The organism is Terriglobales bacterium (assembly GCA_035561515.1).
Taxonomy (GTDB): Bacteria; Acidobacteriota; Terriglobia; order Terriglobales; family Acidobacteriaceae; genus DATMXP01.
Map to the genome: position 1 here is coordinate 1 of DATMXP010000014.1, position 22,103 is coordinate 22,103.

The 22,103-nt window shown below is 57.0% G+C and carries 15 protein-coding genes; 7 read left to right on the plus strand and 8 right to left on the minus strand.

Going from position 1 to position 22,103, the window contains the following annotated elements:
* Positions 1-373: SRPBCC family protein (locus tag VN577_05130; GenBank protein HWR14186.1), on the minus strand; the 373-nt coding region annotated here is incomplete at its 3' end.
* Between the two features lie 50 nt (positions 374-423).
* Here VN577_05130 and VN577_05135 point away from each other — a divergent pair.
* Both VN577_05135 and VN577_05140 read left to right on the plus strand, forming a co-directional pair.
* On the plus strand, positions 424-1,029 hold the full coding sequence (locus VN577_05135) for a hypothetical protein (protein HWR14187.1): 606 nt from the start codon (positions 424-426) through the stop codon (positions 1,027-1,029).
* Positions 1,030-1,090: 61 nt separating this feature from the next.
* Positions 1,091-1,663: a hypothetical protein gene (locus VN577_05140; protein ID HWR14188.1), complete on the plus strand. Its 573-nt coding sequence runs from the start codon at positions 1,091-1,093 to the stop codon at positions 1,661-1,663.
* A gap of 114 nt (positions 1,664-1,777) precedes the next feature.
* Here VN577_05140 and VN577_05145 read toward each other — a convergent pair whose 3' ends face one another.
* On the minus strand, positions 1,778-2,356 hold the full coding sequence (locus VN577_05145) for a cupin domain-containing protein (protein HWR14189.1): 579 nt from the start codon (positions 2,354-2,356) through the stop codon (positions 1,778-1,780).
* Positions 2,357-3,482: 1,126 nt separating this feature from the next.
* Between VN577_05145 and VN577_05150 the strand changes: the two genes are divergently transcribed.
* Together VN577_05150 and VN577_05155 are read left to right on the plus strand one after the other, a co-directional pair.
* A complete protein-coding gene (locus tag VN577_05150) occupies positions 3,483-5,570 on the plus strand; it encodes a molybdopterin-dependent oxidoreductase (protein ID HWR14190.1) in 2,088 nt (695 codons plus the stop codon).
* 187 nt (positions 5,571-5,757) lie between these two features.
* Entirely contained in the window at positions 5,758-6,861 is a 1,104-nt protein-coding gene (locus tag VN577_05155; GenBank protein ID HWR14191.1) for a TonB family protein, read from the plus strand.
* 42 nt (positions 6,862-6,903) lie between these two features.
* Here the strand turns inward: VN577_05155 and VN577_05160 are convergent, their stop codons facing one another.
* Complete coding sequence (locus tag VN577_05160; GenBank protein HWR14192.1) at positions 6,904-10,137, minus strand: hypothetical protein; 3,234 nt, start codon at positions 10,135-10,137, stop codon at positions 6,904-6,906.
* Between the two features lie 153 nt (positions 10,138-10,290).
* Here VN577_05160 and VN577_05165 point away from each other — a divergent pair, with 153 nt between their 5' ends.
* Both VN577_05165 and VN577_05170 read left to right on the plus strand, forming a co-directional pair.
* Positions 10,291-11,772 (plus strand): M20/M25/M40 family metallo-hydrolase, encoded by a 1,482-nt coding sequence (locus VN577_05165; GenBank protein ID HWR14193.1) that lies wholly within the window; start codon positions 10,291-10,293, stop codon positions 11,770-11,772.
* On the plus strand, positions 11,769-12,644 hold the full coding sequence (locus tag VN577_05170; protein HWR14194.1) for an NAD(P)-dependent oxidoreductase: 876 nt from the start codon (positions 11,769-11,771) through the stop codon (positions 12,642-12,644). The genes VN577_05165 and VN577_05170 overlap by 4 nt, the downstream gene beginning before the upstream one ends.
* On the opposite strand, the gene VN577_05175 is transcribed toward VN577_05170, so the two are convergent.
* Together VN577_05175 and VN577_05180 are read right to left on the minus strand one after the other, a co-directional pair.
* A complete protein-coding gene (locus tag VN577_05175; protein HWR14195.1) occupies positions 12,645-15,308 on the minus strand; it encodes a PAS domain S-box protein in 2,664 nt (887 codons plus the stop codon). It abuts the gene before it with no gap.
* A 145-nt stretch (positions 15,309-15,453) separates the two neighbouring features.
* Complete coding sequence (locus VN577_05180) at positions 15,454-15,675, minus strand: hypothetical protein (GenBank protein ID HWR14196.1); 222 nt, start codon at positions 15,673-15,675, stop codon at positions 15,454-15,456.
* 160 nt (positions 15,676-15,835) lie between these two features.
* Here VN577_05180 and lpdA point away from each other — a divergent pair, with 160 nt between their 5' ends.
* Positions 15,836-17,248 carry a dihydrolipoyl dehydrogenase gene (gene lpdA, locus VN577_05185; GenBank protein HWR14197.1) on the plus strand — a complete coding sequence of 471 codons (1,413 nt, stop codon included), beginning with the start codon at positions 15,836-15,838 and terminating at the stop codon, positions 17,246-17,248.
* 832 nt (positions 17,249-18,080) lie between these two features.
* On the opposite strand, the gene VN577_05190 is transcribed toward lpdA, so the two are convergent.
* From VN577_05190 to sigJ, 3 genes are all read right to left on the minus strand, one after another.
* Complete coding sequence (locus tag VN577_05190; GenBank protein ID HWR14198.1) at positions 18,081-18,869, minus strand: hypothetical protein; 789 nt, start codon at positions 18,867-18,869, stop codon at positions 18,081-18,083.
* Between the two features lie 1,299 nt (positions 18,870-20,168).
* Positions 20,169-20,660, minus strand: coding sequence for a hypothetical protein (locus VN577_05195; protein HWR14199.1), 492 nt, complete (start codon positions 20,658-20,660; stop codon positions 20,169-20,171).
* Positions 20,661-21,235: 575 nt separating this feature from the next.
* Complete coding sequence (gene sigJ, locus VN577_05200; GenBank protein HWR14200.1) at positions 21,236-22,078, minus strand: RNA polymerase sigma factor SigJ; 843 nt, start codon at positions 22,076-22,078, stop codon at positions 21,236-21,238.
* Positions 22,079-22,103: the final 25 nt, after the last annotated feature.

A 22,103-nucleotide genomic window follows, 5' to 3' on the forward strand; every position in this document is an offset into this window, starting at 1 on the left:
CCTTCCGTGTCGCTTCCGCCCACTCGTCCAGCACACCCTCATGAGTAAGCGTCAGTTCACACCCATGGGTAGTCGGCACGATATCGATCGCCACCCGCGTCACCACCGGCGAGTACTTCGGGACGCTGAAGGTAAACACCAGCCGCTCCGGCCTCCGTATCTCTTCATACGTGCCGACGTGCTCCACGTCCTCGCCATTGCGCCGGTCGGTCAGGTTAAAGCGGCCACCCACGCGCGCATCAATATCGCAGCGGACCATCTGTCCGTCCGGCGTGGCAAACAGAAATCGCGACGCCCGCGCCGGATCAAGCCACGCATCAAAGACGCGATCAGGCGGGAAGGGAAACGAGCGGGTTACAGATAATGCCGGCATCCTGTCGGCATTATAGTTTTTGGATTAGTTAAGGGATACAATCCCGGCTCATGTCAGACAAAAAATCGAGGAAGAAGCAGACAAGCTTTTACTTAGGCGCATGTTGGGCGATGTTGCTTCTTATACTCGAAAATTTTACTGATCCTCACCGATCCATACTTATCTTACTTTTGGTACTGATGGGTGTTTCTTTTTTCGTCTTCCTGCTCAACCTTCCTTGGGTTTCAAAAGCTTCTTCGACCAGTTCGAAGGTTTGTAGGGTGGTCTTGCTTGCTATTGCGGTGACAATTCCATGCGTTGCATTTGAGTCTTGGCTGTGGCGAACGAACGTGAAGGCGAAGTTCTTAGGATTCATGACTTTCGACCTGCTTCAGGAGAACCGCCCACCCAAGACCTTGATGTTTTTTGGTGTATCTCTGAAGAATACAGGGCGCCAGTTCGTTACAGTTGATACATTCAGACTCTCGTTGAGATCTGGATCCTACACCGAGGAAGGTATTCGGCCAGAAACTCTCAAGAAAGGTGATTCCATCACCACTCGTTCTGGCGTTCTCGCCACGTTCGAGACTCCACTCCTCACCGAGAAAGGCTTCCGTTTGCGGATGGATACTCTTTTCTCCGAACAGCTTGGCGCGTGCAAGAATGCGAGAAAATGATCCGCAAGTCACGATCTCTTTTAGAGACGTCGACGACAAACCAGGAAGCACCAGTTCTGCTATGAAGGCCCAAGGAGATACCGTTCTTCCTAAGGATCCTTGTGTTGAGCAGCCCTTCAATGAAGCCTTACTTAGTGCTCTTCTGGTTGCACATGGGCGCCCCGCTCTGAATGATGATCGCGCCTGGATTCTTCGAAACCTAGCCGACACCCTTGACCGAAAATCCCTCTTGCACAAATATCCGCTAGGTTATGTCTTGTTCGACGTTGACTACCAAAGCCACGTAATGCCTCACCATGCATCTTCGACTCTTGAAAGGTACGATCTGGACTGGAATGTGGTCACCTTTCGGCAGCTTGGCGGTGGTCAGATCGAGATGCGTCTACCTGATGTACGACTTAAGGGCGGACCTCTTCTCCTCGGTAATATTGTGACTGGTGGCAGTTTGCACGTAGGCGATTTCGGAGGCGCGTTGTTCACGGACAGGAATGGTCAGGGTGTGATGATGTTTGCGGAACTGTTAGGGATCCGAAAGACCGGTGCGGTGTTCTTAATCGGTTTTGAGCCGATGAGCGCGACACGGAAACGGATGGATAGCAAACCCGGGCGAGCACGAAGCACAGGTACTACATGAAACCTACCGCACGTTGATGTTTCGAAGCCTTGGGTCCCTTGAAAATCCGGATACCTTCCTATGTCCGAACTTCGACTATTTGGTTTTGACCAACTGCTAACTACCAAGCACTAGCTACTCGATCTTCAACCTCGGACCCAGCAACTCCATCCCGTACTTCTTCAGGAACGCCGCGTCTTCCACCAGGCCTCCGCCACGACGGTCACGCTCCGCAAAGAAATCTTCCATCTTTCCCGCCGGAGCGAACACGAACAGCATCTTCCCCGGCGTGTTCCCCACGAACGCCCACGTGTGCGGGATACCCTTCGGCCCCAGCACCGAGTCCCCCGGCCCGGCCTTGAACCTCCGACCGCCGATCTCAAACAGGAAATCCCCTTCCATGATGTAGAACAATTCGTCTTCGCCGTGATGCAGATGCAGGGGCGGGCCGCCCTTCACCGTCAGCCGATGCTCCATCACGAACATGTCGCCGCCCGAATCCTGGGTCGCAACCTTGAACGCCGACGTTCCAAACGGACGCGGCCTCTCCATCCCGTACCGGTCCTTCCCCGCCGCGACCACCACCGCGCCCCCACTCTTGCCTGCGTCCTGCTTTGGCTCTATTTTGGGCTCCGGCTTCGACCCCTGTTCTTGCGCCACCGCCAGCGCCGGCACCGCCGCCAGCGCCATATTCAAAAACGAACGACGATCCATCAACCCACCCCCCCACAAAAAAATTCCGACGATTATACGTCCATCGAAGTGGGATCAGCCCCGGATTTTATCCGCGTCCATCCATTCAATCCGCGTCATCCGCGGCTCACCATCGGCGCGAACAGCCAGCCCGAGCCGAAACACCCCACTCCGTGCGGCATGTCACAGATAGTTAACGGATGAGTTCATACAATGCAATCACCTTCTTTTCGAAATCTGGCGGGCGCCGGCGAAACGAAATCTTTGGTGGTGGGAATCCACCAATGATGGAAATGCCCCGGCAGCAACCGGGGCGTTTTCTTTTTGCGCCCACCGAAAGGAGGTGATGGGCATGCGACCTTCTAGGCTCAGGTTTGCCGTGCGAATCGATGATCGGTTCGTATTGGCAACCGCGTTAAGTCTGTTAGCGTTAGCTGCCGTCGCGCTGCTGCTTCTAGCGAAGTAACAGCGAGCCGCCGATGTCCAGTCATCGGTGGCTAACTTCCCCTACATTTTACCTCTCGCCGTCAACTGTCCTCCGTGCCGCTCACGCGCCACACTCTTCGGTCCTTCAGCATTAGGTTTATCCGCGTCCATCCATTCCATCCGCGTCATCCGCGGCCCGTTTCGGGAAATCCCATGTCAAGGGGGTCTAACGTCTTCGTTCGCCGCAAAATCTTGATTCCATTCGAAATATATTTCTTAAAACCTTGGCATGATCCCCCAACCCAAATTGCTATTCTGAATATGTAGGTGGTGAAGACGACAATTCCGTCTCACCACCTTTCGCGCTTTTACCGACAACCGGCAACCACGAATGATAACTAGAAGCTAAACACCAATTGAGCTAACTGCTCTGGAATGAACAGCTTGATATGCAAGTCCTTTAGAATCTTTGGTCGAACCCAAAGTCCATATGCAAGTCATTGATTCCATTGCATCGCAAGAGATAGGGGGAGGGGGGTAGGTATCCTGACGGCGAAAATAGAGGGTATCACGTGCAGGTTACTCATCTGCCAACGACCGGATCGTAAGACGAATACATTGGCCGGCACTGACCCACTGAACCTACAACCAGAGACCCCGCCTTAGATCTTCCTCACCTCCCTCATCACATCCCAGTGTGATCTCCCCTATAATCGATGGCATGAAGCACGTGGTCCACGCCGCCTGTCCGCACGATTGTCCCGATGCATGCGGGGTTTTGATCACCATCGACGATGGCAAGGCGACGAAGATCCAGGGCGATCCGGCGCACCCGGTAACCCGCGGGTTCCTCTGCGCGAAAGTCGCGAAGTACCTGGACCGCGTGTATTCGCCTGGGCGCGTGCTCCATCCCATGCGCCGCAAGAAAGGCCTCGCCAAAGGCAGCGGCACCCGGTCGTTCGAAGATTTCGAGCGCATCACCTGGGACCAGGCGCTCGACGAAATCACCGCGCGGCTGAAATCAATCGCCCAGGAATTCGGGCCGGAAGCCATTCTTCCTTACTCTTACGGAGGAACGCTCGGCGCACTGAACGGATCGTCGATGGACCGGCGTTTCTTCCACCGCCTCGGTGCCTCGCAACTCGACCGCACCATCTGCGCCAGCGCCGGCGGCGACGCCATCCTGACCGTGCTCGGAAAAAAGTTGGGCACCGAGCCCGAACAGTTCCGGCACTCGAAGTACATCATCGCCTGGGGCGCGAACATTCACGGCAACAACGTCCACCTGTGGCCCTTCATCGAAGAGGCGCGGCGCAGCGGCGCAAAACTGGTGGTCATCGATCCCTACAAAACGCGCACGGCGAAATGCGCCGACTGGTATCTGCCGATCAATCCCGGAACCGACGTAGCGCTCGCGCTCGGGATGATGCACGTCATCATCAACGAAGGGATTTACGACGCGGACTACGTTTCGCAGCACACGCTCGGATTCGACGAACTCCGCGCCAAGGTTCAGGAATACACGCCCGAGAAAGTCAGCGGCTGGACCGGCATTTCGGCCGACGACATCCGTAAGCTGGCGCGTGAGTACGCGACGGTTCGTCACGCCGCGATCCGGCTGAACTACGGCTTGCAGCGCTGCGAGAACGGCGGAATGGCAGTTCGGGCCATCACGATGCTTCCCTGCATCACCGGTTCGTGGAAGGAAGTTGGCGGCGGACTTCAGCTCTCCACCAGCGGAGCGTATCCGTTATGCAGCGATGCCCTCGAGCGCATGGACCTGATGCACGTGGCGCTTGGACGTCCAGCTCGGATCGTGAACATGAGTCAGTTGGGATTGGCGCTCGGGACCGTCACCGATCCGCCGATCAAGGCGCTCTTCGTGTACGCCTCGAATCCAGCGGCGGTTACTCCGAACCACAACGAGGTCGTCCGCCAACTCAAGCGTGAGGATCTGTTCACCGTCGTCCATGAGCAATTCCTCACCGATACGACGGATTACGCCGACATCGTCCTGCCCGCAACCACCTTCTTCGAGCACAAGGACCTGCAAAAGGCCTACGGACATTACTACCTTCAGGTGTCGAACCAGGCGATCGAACCGCTGGGCGAAGCGGTGTCGAACGTGGAACTGTTCCGGCGTCTGGCACAGCGCTTCGGGTTCACCGAAGAGTGCTTCCGCGAGACGGAAGACCAGATGATCGATGCGGCCCTGGCCTCGAAGGATCCGTGGCTCAAGGGACTGACTCGCCCGACGCTGGAGAAAGCCGGACATAAACGCCTGAACTTCGGGACCGAAGACCCGTTCCTGCCCTTCGCCAACGGCCACTTCTACACCAAGAGCGGCAAGGCCGAGTTGTACAGTGAGTCGCTGAAGGACATGGGTCTGGATCCGGTCGCGTCGTTCGTGGCCCCGACCGAGTCGCGCCACACCAACAATGGCCATTCGAAGTATCCATTCGAGTTGCTGGCGCGCAAGGCCGACAACTTCCTGAACTCCACGTTCGCGAACCTGCCCGGGACGCGCGCCATGGAGAATCCATCTCTCCTGGAGATCCACCCCGAAGACGCCGGCCCGCGTGGTATTAAGGACGGCCATCCGGTCGCGGTGTACAACGACCGCGGCGAAATCCGCCTGACGGCTAAAGTGACGGACACGGTTCAGCCCCGAGTGCTCGGGGCGAAGCTGGATTGGGCGAAGCACTCGTCGGAAGGGATCAACATCAACGTGCTGACCTCGGAGCGGTTGACCGATATCGGGCGCGGTCCCACCTTTTATTCCGTGCTGGTTGACGTAAGGCCCCTGTAGTCGTCCCACCGGCCGCTACTTCCTTTCGTTGCAAGGGTTTACTTTTGTGGGATCAGTGTGCGGGGCGACACGGAATGCCAATTCGCTTTGCCCACCAGATGATGCGAAAATAGAGTTTCCAGCCGCAAGAGGGATGGTGTGTCCCGCGCATCCAAGGCGTGGCGGAAACGTCTAAGTGAAGCAGTAGATGGAGACCTCCGAAATCCCGACCGCACCCGGTCCTGAGACGTCAGAAGACGTATTCCAGAACATGACGGAGTACGACCTGCACGAGACCCCCGTGGTGCTGCTCGAATTGCAGGATGAACTCGCGCGTTCCAGAAGGCGCGAGGCACTGTGGATCTCCGTCGTCGTTCACCTGCTGGTGGTGATAGCGATCGCGACCTCGCCGAAGTGGGCCTATCCGGTTCGCGGCGTGGTGGTGATGACTCCCGCCGACATCCTCAAACAGCAGGAGATGACCTACCTCGCCCTGCCGCCGGATGCGCAGAAGGTCACCGAGCCTCCGAAGACCGACATCATTTCGGACAAGAACCGAATTGCTTCCTCGAAGATTCCAAGCCCGAACCAAAAGGAACTCAGGAAGATATTGGACTCCGCCCGTCCGGGACCGCCAAGCCAGCCCGGCGCGCCTCAGCCACCGACGCCCCCGGCACAACAGCAACAAATGGCGCAAGCGCCTCAACCGCAGAATCCAGTGCAGCAGCAAGCACAACGTGGCGGCGGCGGTCCACAGTTGCCTCCGTCGCAAAACCAAAGCCCCCGGCTGGAATCGCTGAGTCCGGGCGGTGGAAGCGCCTCGGCTAACAATCCGTTCCGCGCAGCGATGTCTGCGGGTTCGGCCATCGAACAGGCTGCACGAGCCACAGTTGGATCGCGAGGTGTTGGTGGCGGTGCGGGCGATTATGGATTGGGCACGGGCCGCCAGGGTGGGACAGTTCACAGCCAGCTCGACATCCTGAGCGACACACGCGGCGTGGACTTCGGCCCGTACCTCGAGCGAATTCTGCACACGGTTCGATTGAACTGGTACAACCTGATCCCCGAAGTGGCTCGGCCTCCACTGATGAAAGAGGGAAAGGTCTCGATTGAATTTGCGATTCTGAAGAACGGGCAGGTCGCCGGCATGAGACTGGCGGGTCAGTCGGGCGATATCTCACTGGATCGCGCAGCGTGGGGCGGCATCACGGCGTCAAATCCGTTTCCGCCACTGCCGGGTGAATTCAGCGGCGAGTACCTGGCACTGCGTTTTCACTTCTATTACAACCCGCGCAGCAACAGCCTCCAATAAAGAAGCCCGGCATTTCTGCCGGGCGATGAAACCACACAGAGTCTATTTTCCGACTTCCGCGGTAGATCCTCCTTTTAACTCGATCGGCACGCCTGCGTAGAGCGTGTTCGCTCCTTTCTCCAAGGCGAGCTTGTTGAAGTTGGTCACGTCGTTGGAGAGCAAGGCATTGAACTCGCCCACGATCTTCTGCACCTGCGGGCGAAGCTCAGCCAACTCGTCCTGGTACAGGGCACTCACGGGTTCGTTATAGCCGAAGTTCGCTCCACCGCGCGCGAGACTTTCCACGCGATCATGAAGGCGGGCCAGGAAGTGGAGGCGGTCGCTTCCGCCCTGGTTCTCGGAGTTGTAGAAGCCTTCCTGGAAGTCCTTGAGCTTCTTCTCGAGATCGCGAGCATTGTCGATCACCGGCTTGTAGCTGACGGCCAGTGTGCTGCCTTCTTCCGCCGTGGAGAGCAGCTTCTGTACGGTGGTCAATTGGGCACGCATCGCGTCGAGGCGGTTCAGCGTTGCGTTGAAGGCATTGAGCAGGTCGCGAGTTTCCAGCCCGTACTTCGTCTGGGTACGCGCGACTTCCATGTTCATCTCATAACGAGGATCAGGCCCGACCTTGACCGTCGTCTTCTCCGTCTTGCCGTTTACCGTAACAGCGATGTTGTACGTGCCCGGCAGAACCGGAACACCCGAAGCGCTGTCGAAGTATTCATTTGGCTCGCGCTCGGGCAGGAAACTCAGTCGTGTCGCCGGTTCGTAATCGAGGTTCCATACCGCGCGGTTCACGCCGGCTTTCGAGGGACCGTAGATGGTGCGAACCGGTGCGCCGGTTTCGTCGGTGACGACGATCTTTACCGGCGACTTGCGACCCTTCTTCATTTCCGGAGTCACTTCTATTTCCGACTTCAGGCTGTATGAAATCACTGCGCCGAGTGGCGGGTTAGGGGCCGTGAAACCGGCCTGGCTGAAACCACGCTTGTTCCACGTGTGCCAACGGCTTGCGGGCATGGAAGCGAACAGGTGCATGTCTTTCCCTTGCACGTCCGAGGTGTATTCCACGATCGGAGTGATGTCGTCCATCACGAACAGGCCACGACCGTGTGACGCAACGATCAGGTCATTCGTCTTCTTCACGAACTTCAGATCGTAGATCGGCACCGTAGGGAAATTGCTCTTCAGCGGAGTCCACGTGTCGCCGTTATTCGCCGAATAGAAAAGGCCCGTCTCAGTGCCGAGCACCAGCCAGCCTTTCTTGTTTGGATTCTCACGGACGACTCGCACCGGATCGTTTTCCGGCAGGCCCTTGTTGATTGCGGTCCAGGTCTTGCCGAAATCGCTGGTGCGGAAGACATACGGCTTGTTGTTGTCCACCTGGTGCAGGTCGAAAGCGACGTAGCAAGTGCCCGCGTCGAAGGGAGAGGCCTCGATCTGCTGTACGCGTCCCCACTCGGGGAGGCCCTTCATGTTCCCGGTTGTATTCGTCCAGGTTTTGCCACCGTCGCGCGTTACTTGAACGAGTCCGTCGTCCGTGCCGACCCACATTACCTTTTCGTCTATGGGAGAAAGCGACATGGAGAGGATGGTGTCGAAAGTCTCGGCGCCGCTCAGGTCGTAGAAGATCGAGCCACCGCTGGAAATCTGTTTCGATTTGTCGTTGCGGGTGAGGTCGGGCGAGATCGGAGTCCAGGTGTTCCCTGCATCGGTGGACTTGAAGACAACATTGCCCCCGAGATAGACGGTTTTGGGATCGGTCGCGGAGACTGCAATCGGCGAAGTCCAGTTGAACCGGTACTTCAGTTCCGAAGGCGCCATTTGTCCGACACCTGCCAGATAAGGACGGACGCCCGCCGACATTCCCGTCGTGGCATCAAGCCGCTCGACGAATGCGTTTTGCGACGAGGCGTAAATGATGTTGGACTTGTTTCCGGCAGGGACGATGTACTCGCCGTCGCCGCCCACAGTGGTCCACCAGTCTGCGCCCACGATGCCGCCGCGCGCGAGGCTGTTCGACGGACCGCACCAACCGTTGTTGTCCTGCAATCCGCCGCAGAGCATGTACGGGGTACTGTCGTCGTGAGCGACCATGTAGAACTGTTCGATCGGCAGATTGTCGAGATAGCGCCACGTGACGCCCGCATCGGAGGAAATGTAAACGCCACCGTCGTTCCCGAGGATCATGCGATGCGGATTCTGCGGGTCGATCCAGAGGCTGTGATTATCAGGATGAACGCCGCGGCCGAGACGCTTGGCGGTCTTGCCGCCGTCTTCCGACAGCATCACGTCGAAGGATAAGAGGTAGAGTCGGTTCGGATTGTCGGGCGCAACTTCGAGGCGGCTGAAATAGAAGCCACGTGCGGCGATTTCACGCTTATCGTTAACCTGCGTCCAGTGATCGCCGAGGTCCTTGGAATCCCAGAGCACGCCTTTTTTCGTTTCGATAAGCGCATAGACATGAGTTGGCTCGCTAGGTGCGATGGCCAGTCCAATTCTTCCGAGTGCGCCTTTGGGAAGTCCTTCGCTCAACTTCTTCCACGTCACGCCGCCGTCATTGGAGCGCCAGATGGCGCTGTTCGGTCCGCCATTTTCGAGTGCCCATGGACGACGCTGCATCTCCCACATAGCCGCGAACAGCACCATCGGATTGCCGGGCATGATCACCATGTCGGCAATGCCGGTCTTGTCGTTCACGTAAAGGGTTTTCTGCCAGGTTTTACCGCCGTCGGTCGTTTTAAAAACGCCGCGCTCCTGGTTCGGACCCCAGGCGTGTCCGAGAACGCCAACCCAGACGATGTCGGGGTTCGTGGGATGAACAATCACGCGAGCGATCTGTCCGGCGTCAGCGAGACCCATGTGCTTCCATGTCACGCCCGCATCGGGGGAGAAGAAGACGCCCCTGCCTGTTGAAATATCGTTGCGAGGCTTCGCCTCTCCGGTGCCTACCCAAATCAGATTCGGATTGGAAGGCGCGACTGCAATGGATCCGATGGACGCAACTGGCTGTTTCTCGAAGATCGCCTTCCAGCTTAGGCCTCCGTCGATGGTCTTGAACACACCACCTGCGGCAGCGCCGACGTAATAGACGTTTGGTTGACCCGGCACACCCACGACCGAGGCGACACGGCCGCCTCCAACGGCGGGACCAAGATTTCGAAACTTAATGTTCTGAAATGGATCTCTTTCTTTGGCGGGGTCCGCTGTGTCGTCGATCTGGGCCCAACCGAAAGAGCAGAGGCCCATACTCAAAATGATGACTGCAAACAAACGCCAGGCAGTGCGAAATGGCATGATGGCGATCCTCCAGGAAGTCCAGAGTTGCTGACGCGCGGAAGCGTAAATGAATGCTGCTGGAAAATCCATGCAGGAATACACTGAAAGGTCTTCTCTGAATCGATTTCATGGGAGATCTAATCCCGGGACGGGGACGAATCGAACTTTATCGTGAGGCTCAATACATTGCGGAACTTTCTGGTCGTTGCACTCCTGTGCGCCGCGTCGTTGTCGGCGCAAACGGCACCCGAAGCATCACCCAAACTTACGGCCGAAATGAAGCGCATTCAGCAAGCTGCGCTGCAGAGCGACTATTCGTATCAATTTGCCGCACATCTGACCGACAACATTGGACCGCGCCTGAGCGGTTCGGTGCAGTACAACCATGCCGCCCAGTGGGTGGCAGCTGAGTTCAAGCGTCTTGGACTCGAAGTAAAACTCGAGAAGGTGATGGTGCCGCACTGGGTACGCGGCGAGGAGCGCGCCGAACTCGTTCAATTTCCCGGTATGACACCAAATACCACACAGAAGATCGTACTGACTGCGCTCGGCGCCAGTGTCGCCACGCCCGCGAACGGGATTACGGCCGAAGTGATCGCCGTCAACAACTTCGACGAACTGGCAGCGCTGGGCCGCGAGAAGGTTCAAGGGAAGATCGTCGTCTTTAATCACAAGTTCGACCAGCGTATGGCTGAAATCGGCGACGCCCGTGATGCGTACGGCCTAGCGGTGGAATACCGGAGCAAGGCTCCGACCGAAGCGGGGAAACTCGGCGCAGTGGCTTCGCTGATTTCCTCGGTGGGAGGAGCGGACTTCCGTCTGCCCCACACGGGAAACACGCGGTATGCGAAGGATGTCCCGAAGATTCCTGCTGGAGCGCTTGCCGCGGAAGACGCGGAACTGATTGCGCGCCTGGTAAAGCAAGGAACCGTTCGCATGCATCTGGTGATGACTCCGCAGACGCTGCCTGATGCCGAAGCCTATAACGTGATCGGTGACTTGAAGGGCAGCGAGCATCCGGAGCAGGTGGTGATCGTTTCCGGGCACCTGGATTCGTGGGACCTTGGAACGGGTGCGATCGACGACGCCGCTGGTGTGGCACACGCGGTTGACGCCGTCCGTGTTATCAAGGAGCTCGGATTGCGACCACGGCGCACGATCCGTGTGATTGCTTGGGCGAATGAGGAAAACGGGTTGCGCGGTGGACTCGGATACGCCATCGCACACAAGGATGAGATCGCGAATCATCAGGCAGCGATCGAGAGCGATATGGGTGCGGGGCATCCGACGGGCCTTCTCTTCGCGGGAGATCCAGCGATCGAGAAGATGCTGGAGCCGGCTTCGAAGGTGTTGCGGGGTTCCGGCGCCGGTATTGTAAGGGCGACCGATCAGGGTGGCGCCGACACGATTCCGGTCGGTGCGCTGGGTGTGCCGACGTTCGAACCGCTGCAGGACGTCCGCACGTACTTTCACTACCACCACACGGCTGCCGATACGCTCGACAAGATCGAGCCACAGGCCCAGCGCGAGAACACGGCTGTGCTCGGCGTGTTGGCGTATTTCCTGGCGAATATCGATCAGCAACTTCCGCGGAGCGTGAAGCCGCTGCCTGAGTGGTTGAAGCAAGCAATGTCTGAGGCTGTGAAGAAATGAAGATTGCGTTTCTGGGTATCGGCAATATGGGCGCGGCCATGGCGCGCAATCTCGTGAAAGGTTCTCACGAGGTTCGCGCCTGGAATCGCACGCAAGCACGAGTGAAGGAAGTACCGGGCGCGATCGCGGCGGCCACACCGGCCGACGCGGCACGTGGCGCGGATCTTGCGTTCACCATGCTGGCCGATGATGCGGCGGTGGAGGCGGTGGTATTCGGGAATGATGGAATCCTGAATGCGCTGCCCAAGGGCGCGATCCATGTTTCGGCGAGCACGATCAGCGTGGATCTTTCGCGCCGGATGCAGAAGGCGCACGAAGGGCGCGGTCAGCAGTATGTCTCGGCGCCAGTGTTTGGAAGGCCAGCGGCGGCAGACGCGGGGCAACTGTTCGTAGTCGCTGCCGGCGCCGACGACGCCGTAAAGAAATGCGAACCACTTTTTGCGACCTTCGGCCAGAAGACATTTGTGATGGGCAACGATCCGGTATCGGCGAACGTGGTGAAGCTGGCCGGCAATTTTCTGATTGCGACGATTATCGAGTCGCTGGGCGAAGCAGTAGCGCTCACGCGCAAGTACGACGTGGAGCCGCAGGCATTCATCGACTTCCTCACGAGTTCGTTGTTCGCGGCGCCGATCTTCAAAATCTATGGCGGACTGGTGGCGTCGCAACAGTTCGAGCCCGCTGGGTTTAAGCTTCGGCTGGGATTGAAGGACATAAGGCTTGCGCTTGCCGCGGGCGAGGCAGCACAAGTGCCTTTGCCGATTGCCGATCTCATGCGTGCCAATGCGGTGAGAGCGGTGAACAACGGAATGGGGGATCTGGACTGGTCGGCGCTGTCGAAGATTGCGGCGGAGAACGCCGGGCTGAAGTAGCTAAGCCGTATCTTCGAGACGCGCAGAGTATTCAAACGGCAGCGTTATTATGAAGACGGTGCCGCTGTTTCCTGGCAGGGTGCGGCTCTTCACGCGAATTGTGCCTCCGTGCTTCTGCACGATGTTGCGGCTGAGCCAGAGTCCGAGGCCCGTGCCAAGTTCCCGCTTCGTCGTGAAGAACGGTTCGAAGACCTGCATCATATTCTGGCGCGAAATGCCAACACCAGAATCGGCGACCATAATGCGAATGCCGCCGTGGCCGTTGGAGGAGTAGGTGCGAGTTTTCAGAATGAGCCTGCCACCATTCTGCATGGCGTCGACGGCGTTGCCGATGAGATTCGAGAACACCTGGCGGATTTCACCGGCGAGTGCAGTAATGATGCTGTCGCCGCGATAATCACGCGTAATCTCGACCCGGTGCAGAATCAGCTTCTTGCTGTACAGCTGCAATACGTCTTCGATTACTTCCTGAATACTGATACGAATGGGACCGACACTGTCGCGGTAGAAGCCCAGCGTCTGCCGGGTAATGTGCGCTACGCGCGAGAGTTCCTGCTCGGCCTGGGAAAGGAATTGGCGTCCGGACTCGCTGAGCCCCTGATCCGTCTTCACGAGATAAAGAAGGTTTGTCACCGCCTCCAGTGGATTATTGATCTCGTGTGCGATGGTCGCGGCAAGACGCCCGGTCGCGGCGAGTTTTTCCGTTCGACGTAACTGGTCTTCAGAGCGGCGGCGTTCGGTCAGATCGCTGACGAAAGCCACGTAGCCACGGACGATTCCTTTGTCGTCGATATCTGGAATATAGATGCTGTGCACGTAGCGGTCGCCCGCAAATCTGAAATGCACCAGTTGCTCGTACTCGACGGTTCTCCCTTTCAGCGCGGCTTCCCGGAAAGGGCGCACCGCGTTGTGTGCCTCTTCACCCAGAATTTCGCGAACCGTTCGGCCTTCGACCGCCACATGCTCGCCCATCCACAACTGGTAGGCTTTGTTCGCGAAGCGGAACCGCTCGTCCTGGTCGATGTAGGCGATAAGACTGGGAATCGCGTCGATTACCAGGCGCAGTTGCTTCTGATTACGGCGAACTTCCTCGGCGGCTATTTTGCGATCGGTGATATCGATGACGACGCCACTGGCGTTTACAGGCTTGCCGCGGTCGTCGCGATAGGCACGACCGGTGACATAGATCCAGCGGATGTTTCCCTGCGCGTCGTAGATGCGGAACTCCGACTGCTGCTCGGCGGTGGAGTCCAACATGCGATCCACGAAACTTTGCAGGAGGGGGAGATCTTCTTCGACAAGGGCGTTTCGCCAGGACTCAAATCTTCCATCCGGCGCGACTGATCGCAGGGTCGGAACTTCCGCCGACCAGGTGATCTGACCGGAGACGAGGTTCCAGTCATATGCGCCGACATTCGCGGCGGCTTGCGCGCGTCGAAAGCGCTCGGTAGTCGCTCGGAGTTCCTGCTCCGTATCTTTGCGTTCGGTAATGTCGATGTTAATACCGGCCATGCGCAGGGCTTTGCCGCTGGAATCGTAGATGGCGCGTCCGCGACCGATGATCCAGTGCGTGCTTCCATTGGGCCAGATGACCCGGTATTCGGCTTCGAACTCTGAGCGGTATTCGATCGCGGTGGTAATGGCCGACCAGACTCGGCCGACATCTTCCGGATGAATGATGTTGCGCCAGTCTTCGATGCCGATGTTGACCATTGGGCGTCCGAAGAGGCGCTTCGAGTTTTCATCCCACATCAGGATGTTGCTGGAGATGTCCCACTCCCATGACGCGGCGTTCGCGGTCTTCAGCGCGAGGCGAACGCGCTCGGAGCTTTTACGGATCTCGTTGGCAGCGTCTTCCAGGCGCCGATCTGTGTCGCGCTGGCGAGTGACGTCGGAGGTAACGCCGACGATGTAGACTGGTTCGCCGCGATCATCGACGGCGACCTGTGCTTTTGTGTGTAGCCAGTGGATCTCGCCGGTGGAGCCGAGAATGCGGTAGTCGAGTTCGTAGCCAGTCTTCTCCGCAAGCGCTTTCGCGACGGCTTCGTCGAAGGCCTGGCGGTCCGACCAGTCGATGCGATCGTGCCAGTGTTCCGCACGATGAGGTGTGCCGTTCGGGAATGCCGCGAGTTCGCCGTGGCAGTAGAGCGCGCCCGTTTTCAGGTTCCAGTCCCACGCAATCGCGCCGCCAACATCCAGTGCCATGTTCAGGCGAGCATTGCGGCTGTCAATCTCGCGCTCGGCCTCTTTCTTGCGCGTGGCGTCTTCGACCATCGCGACGACCAAGCCTTTTTGGCCTTTGGTGTCGCCGGGCACGGAGGAGACTGTCAGGCGTCCCCACATGATCGATCCGTCTTTGCGGAAGTAGCGTTTCTCGAGGCTATAGCTGCGGATTTCCCCAGAGGTCAACTTGGCGAAGAGCCGCTCATCGGCGGCCATGTCGTCGGGGTGACTGACGGCGGGAATCGTGAGGGTGCGCAGTTCCTCAGTGGTGTAGCCAAGCATCTGGCGAAGGCAGGGGTTGATCTCAAGTAACTTTCCGTCCGGGGCAATGATGGCGATACCGATCGCGGCCGACTCGAAGATGGCCTGGAATGCAGCGGAATCTATACGCAGGAGATCGCTATTCTCTGACGAACGGACGTGTGACTCGGGAGAACTCATTGGGGAACGTCGGCGAACGCCCAGAACAGGGCAGAACGCGCAGTGCAACCTTTCATATTACAGCACCTCGGGACATTGCATGTGTCTGAACGGAAGCAGCTCCCGTTCGCATTCTTGCGGCGAGCGAGAGCTGTGCCGGGAATTCTTACGCTGCTTCTGAGTCGTCTTCACCTGGGTCTGGAATCGAAGACGGAGGGTCGCTGGTGGGAAACGAATCTGCCAGAGTTTTGTCGAGTGCTTTCTCTTTCACTTCCTCTTCGGATTGCGGCGAAACCGGACGTTCTTCAGGATCGCGCCGGTTTCCCGAATGTTCTGGTTCAAAGGGCGTCACCTGCGGATCGCCGGGCTTGCGTGCTTTCTCAGTCACGAGTTGCTCCTTGCCGCGGATGTGCTAAAGCAAGGAATTAGAAGGCCTTAGTCCTGCCTTGAGTTGGCTGAATCAGCTCAGCTCGGTTTTCAGGCGCGTCGTCTCTCACGTACAATCATCCGTTTGCTACAGGGTGAAATCCCCACAAGAGGAGCATTACTTGGCAGAGAAGGTGTTTGACGTCGCCATTATTGGAAGTGGTCCAGCAGGTTATACCGCCGCGATTCGCGCCGGACAGTTCGGGCTCAAAACCGCACTCATCGAGAAGGAAAGCAAGTTGGGTGGAACGTGCTTGCACGTAGGCTGCATTCCGACCAAGGCCTTGCTGTTCAATGCCGAGGTTTACGACCACCTGAAGGCCGCTCAGGAGTTCGGCATTGAAGGATTGGGCACGCCAAAGCTGAACTGGAAGACCATTCAGGACCGCAAGGACAAGATCGTTGCAAAGCACGCGAAAGGCCTCGAGTTCCTGATGAAGAAGAACAAGGTCGAGACGATCAGCGGCTTCGGCAAGCTCACTGGTCCAGCGAAGAACGGCCTGCTCACGATCGCCGTCGAAGGCGGACAAGTGAAGGAAGTTCAGGCGAAGAACGTGATTCTTGCGACCGGCTCCGAAGCGCGCATGCTTCCGGGACTGAAAGCCGATGATCGCATCCTGACCAACATCGAGATCCTTTCACTGAAGGAGATTCCGAAGTCGATGGTGATCGTCGGTTCGGGCGCGGTTGGCGTTGAGTTCGGATCGATCTACAAGTCATTCGGAACGGATGTGACGATCCTCGAAATGCTGCCGCGAATCGTTCCGGTGGAGGACGAGGAAGTCTCGAAGGAACTGGCGAGGTCGTACAAGAAACGCGGGATCAACATTCATACCAGTGCTTCGGTCACGAAGGTTGAGCGCGCGAAGAATGGAGTTGCGGTTGAGTTCGAAGCCGATGGTAAGAAGCAGAAGGTCGAAGCCGATGTGGTGCTGATCGCCGTTGGGCGCAAGCCGCGGACGGAAGGCATCGGACTGGAGAAAACAAAAATCAAGCCGGACCGCAGCTTCATTCATGTCAACGAGTGGCTGCAGACGGAAGAGCCGAACGTGTACGCCATCGGCGACATCGTGGCCGGCACGCCCCAGTTGGCGCACGTCGGATCAATGCAGGGCATGGTCGCGGTAGCGAAGATCGCCGGCAAGCCGGCGCGTCCGCTGAACAAGAACCGCATACCGGGCTGCACGTATTCGCATCCGGAGATCGGGTCGGTCGGCCTGACCGAGGCGAAGGCCAAGGAACTCGGCTTTAACGTGAAGGTGGGCAAGATGCCGTTCACGGCGAACTCGAGGGCGAGCATCGTCGGATCGCATGAAGGGTTCATCAAGGTGGTGTCGGACGCAAAGTACGGCGAGATCCTTGGTGTACACATCATTGGGCCGAACGCGACCGAGTTGATCGCCGAGGCCGTGACCGCGCTGGAACTGGAAGCGACGGTGGACGACCTGATGTACACGATACACGCACATCCGACGCTGGCAGAAGGCATGCTGGACGCAGTGGGCGCGGTGAGCGGGATGGCGATCAACTTCTGATCGCGCGAACGGGCGCGGGCAGGAGTGTCCGCGCCCCACAAAGCGTCACTTCATCAGAAAGCATGTGCACTGACCCCCTCCCCCCCTGTTTTGCCTCCGTATAAGAAAACAAAGCAGTTGCGCGAGCGTCGGGCTCTACGTATATGATTCTAAAGGATTTACAAGTCCTTTGTTTTCATATATGGAGAATCTGTATATGAAAACAAGGGAGTTACAGGGCGCATATATGAAAACAAAGGAGTTAGAAGAAGCAAGTTGTCAGTCATTAGTTGTTAGTACTTAGTCGGCGACCGTCAGTCGTTGGTCGTCGGCAAAAGCTCTCCTCCTGAAAAACCGGTGGTGGCTATAGGGATTCTTCCCCTTCCGCTTCACTTCGTTTCAGCGTCAGGGTCAGAACGACAAAAAAACACGTACAAGGGTTCGTTCGGCTTCGCCTCAGAACTCAGAATGACAAAGCCAAAACCACCTACATTTTCAGGATAGCAATTTGGGTGGGGGCAACATGCCAAGGTTTTGAAATTTATTTTGCGAGTGTTTTCAGCGGGATACGGGGAAAAGGGTGTGGTGACCCCCTTGACATCGTTTGGAGCGGATTGTGCCGAAATGGAACAAAAAGATGACCACAGAGACGCAGAGACACAGAGAGTGAATGGGAAAGAACTCGGGGTGAACGCCGGCGGTAGTCCGGCTTCGCTCAGGACAGGCCCTTAACGTCTCAAAAGACGAGACGTGAAGGTGGGGCACGGAAGCCGTATAGCTAGTGTGTTAGGTGGGCCACCAGTCGCCCCTTTCGGCACAAAACGCCGAAAGGACCGGGCCACCCAAGTCATTGCTAACGCGAAGGTTCGGCAACCCGCCCTGCGGATTTTGATGAATACTTCACAAATAAGACCCAGAGCAAACTGGCAAACAAGCCAAACATAGGAAAGCCAAAGTAAAAAGTGGCTGAGATCCAAAGTCCTGGGCTCCAGATGTGATACCCCTGCATTTGATAAGTGCGAATCAGGGAGAGTGGATTGACATAGTTGTGCGTGAGCCAACCCCAAAAGGAAAAGTGAAGAACGAGAAAAGCAATCGTCAAGTAAGTCGCGATTCGCCGTCTCTGAAGATAAATCACTATCGCACCAGCCAATACAAATATTAGTTCCAGCCAGACAAGAAGTGGAAACATGGTGATACGCACCGTATCAAGAAGAAGGCTGTGCGAGAGAGAGTAGAGATCGACTAAATAGAAGAATGGGAACCCAAAGACGGCTAAAGCGCCTCCAACTGTTCGCAAAATAGTGCTCATAAGATTGACGCACACCGGAGCGCGAAGGATAAGGAAAATCATGCTGGCCAGAAGAAAGGACCAGCTTACCTGCTCTAGAACAAGCCCATTATCATTGATGATGCGGTGCCAATAGAGATAGCTCAGTAGATTTGACCTTTCCCAATACGGAAATATCTTGACCTGTCCAGCACGATCAAAAAGTCCTCCTGTATGACCAAATCCCCTTGTTCGGTTGACCCAAATAAACATCCAAGCTAACAGGAGTGATAGAGAACCCTCATAAAGCCATCGGATGTACCTGAACTGCAGCAACGAACCGGTGAAGGTGGAATCGTCGTTTGTTGACATAAGGTTCCTCATAGTTACAGGGAGGGCTGGTGGCCCATGTTTCACTTAACTCCGGAGTTTTCGTGCCCCACCTTCACGTCCCGCCGTTTGGGACGTTAAGGTGGGAGTCCACTGCACTCCGCTCCCAGAGCGGTTGTGCTGTTGATCCTGCGTCTCGCATGAGTTAATCGGGGGGACAGAGAAATATCCGTTCCCGACTGCCAGTGATTTTGGTCTCACGCTCGCGTGCTGTCCATTCCGATTCGAGCTCGACCGGCCCGAAATGCAGCGCAATGAAAGACAGGTCGTATAGCTTGGGCCCGAGAAGTTCGTCTGACGCCGGTAACAACTGAAGGTTAGAAAGTGGTGTTGACCGGACTGCTGAAACCGGACGAGGCCTCGGGTCATGGGAGAAAGGGTAGTGAACGTGCGCGTTCGTGTCGGTGACCGGCAACCCTCCGGGAAGGGAGTGCAGTGGTCTCCCACCCTTCGGCTTCGCTCAGGGCAGGCCCTTAACGTCTCAAAAGACGAGACGTTAAGGTGGGGCACGGAAGCCGTATAGCTGGTGCGCTACGTGGGCCACCCGCCCCCACCAGCCGAAGCTGTATAACTGACCCATCATGTGCTCCACCAGCCCAAATGTCGAATTCTAGGCCCCAGAAGCGCTCTGATTAATAGCAAAAGCGACCAAGTAAGGAAAAGTATTGCTTCTACCTTGTTGCCGAGTGGGTTGTTGCCTGGCTGTCCCCAGATCTCGAACACCGCCGCGTAGGCTAAGTACAACCCGGCAGACGTTAATAATGCACTTACGAGAAGATTCCGGATACCAAATCTCGCGGAGGGTACAGATTTCGAATAGCGGTACCGATCCAACTCGCGACCGACTAGGAACCAAGTTAGCGCTACAGCTAAGAAGAAGACCCAGTCCGAGGAAAAGAAACCAAGGAGTCTCCAATTAAACCAAGGCATGATTACCTGCCTGTCAACGTACCATTGAACAAGCAAGTTGTATGGGATCGTCAACAGTACTGCTGGAGCATTCACGCCATAACAAAACATGTTTGCAGTTGGCGCAAAGAGATCAAGACCCGGTGGTCCCGTCTCACGCCTACCGAGCTCAAAGAGAATCCCGGCAAACAGAACCGCGATGATGGGTAGCACTAGTCGAAGCCTTATTTGCCGCACCCGGGTGCTCCTCGCGGGTGGCGCAGACAATCTTCCTTTAGCACGCCGACACTTTACCTCATCTATTTGCGAAAGCATGGCTTTATCGTGCGGGTTCGAGAAATCTGGAATCCCAGATTGGGACAGCACAGACGTCTAAGCGTCACTCCAAACCCTGCGACGGTTAGCGACGTACCAAATGATTAGTGGCGCCAAGACAATAAATACAAGCAGTTTTATAACCGCATGAATCTCGCGTGGTGTGCCCCAGGAAGATTGCAGGAGGATCACCAACAGACACACCACGACTCCCAGAATTGGTATGAACTTTGGCAGACGGTTAGGCAGGATCGCAAAGCAAGCCAAAGGTAGGCTGAAAAAGAACGATTCGCTTGTAGAAGAAAATGACAAGGCTCGTGGGCCAAACAGCGTTGAACCTAGAGTTAGAATCGCCGTAATTGCCAGTGCAAGCTTTGTCGGGGTCTTCTTTAACAAAGCTCTGCAAACTGGCCAGACATACATCACAACTCCTAACACAGCTACATAAAGCGTAAACTGCTGCGGAACGTCGTCTCTGTTTCGGTACGTTCCGAAGATCAAAGCCAGCAAGGCTATGGAGACTGAGGCAAGAACATCCATCAGTTTCATGAACACAGAATCCTCGGCTGGCGCAGACTACGGGTGGTGTTCTCCTTGAACACGCCTACACTTTAGCTCATCTCTTTGCGAAAGCGTGGCCTTATCGTGCGGGTTCGCGAAATACGGAATCCCAGATTGGGACAGCACAGAAGGTGTGCGCCCTTTAGGCCTCGGTTGGCGGACGATGGCGATTAACTTTGATTGGCGTTATTGGTCTCCACGCAGAGAGCGCGAAGGAGCCGAGAAAGCAGAGTGTCAAATGTTTGAAACCGCGAACGAGGCCAGCTTAGCTCGAAGAATTGTGTCAGGCCTCGTGCACTTCACTCGGGATTTCCCTAAAAGGTTCGCACGTCCGTTACGCTTCAAAACGATTCGGTTACGACTTCTTCGGAACTTCTTAATTCTCTACGTCGCGCTGGTCCTTTGGCTCCATTTCGTTGGACTGCGGCGGTGGAATCCGGAGTTTCATCGAGTTCGAAAACCACTCATTACCGCGGCGATTGATTCTCTTCCATTTGCCCTGCTTGGAACGGTTCTATCTTACCTATCCATGCTGCGAGAACGTGATAGGTTGTAAATCATTCTTAGTTCAACGCAGCCAGCTTATCCGGATTCACCACCACATACACGCCGGTGATCTTTTCGCCGTCGGTTTCAAATGAGTAAGCGGCGAAGGGCTTTCCGCCGGAGCGGAGGAACAGGCCCGGAGTGCCATTCACTATCGCGAACTCGACGGATAAATCGAGCGGGATCTTCGGGCGTATGCCCATCAGGAACTTCGTCAGGATCGTGTTGCCGTGAAGGACGTTGACGGAGGCAGCGGCTTTGCCTCCACCGTCGGCGGTCCAGGTGGCGTTCTCGGCGAAGAGGGCCATGAGGGCGTTTTCGTCTCCGGCCTCGACGGCCTTGACGAAGCGTCCGACAAGAGCGCGATGCTGGTCGGCGCTGACGTCGTAACGCGGACGGTCGTTGCGTACACGTTCCCGCGCGCGGTGGACCATCTGCCGGATGGCGGCTTCGGACTTGCCGAGTGCGTTGGCGATGGTGGCGTAATCGGAATCGAGGACATCGTGCAGCAGGAAGGCGGCGCGTTCTTCGGGACCTAAGCGCTGGAGCACGTAGAGGAAGGCCAGCGAGATGTCGTCGCGGAGTTGGATTGGGCCGCCGGGATCGTTCTCGACAATCGGTTCGGGCAGCCACTCACCCAGGTAAGACACGCGGTCGATTTCGAGGGCGCGAAGGCGGTCGATCGACAGGCGCGTTGCGACGGTGACAAGCCACGCTTCCGGAGAGCGCAGGGCGTCATGGTCGGCGGCGTGCCAGCGCAAGTAGGTTTCCTGCACGATGTCTTCGGCTTCGGCGCGCACGCCGAGCATGCGATAGGCGAGTCCGAAGAGTCGCGCACGATGGCGCTCGAATTCCGTCACGCGGAAATCGTTGCCTGGTCCGGTG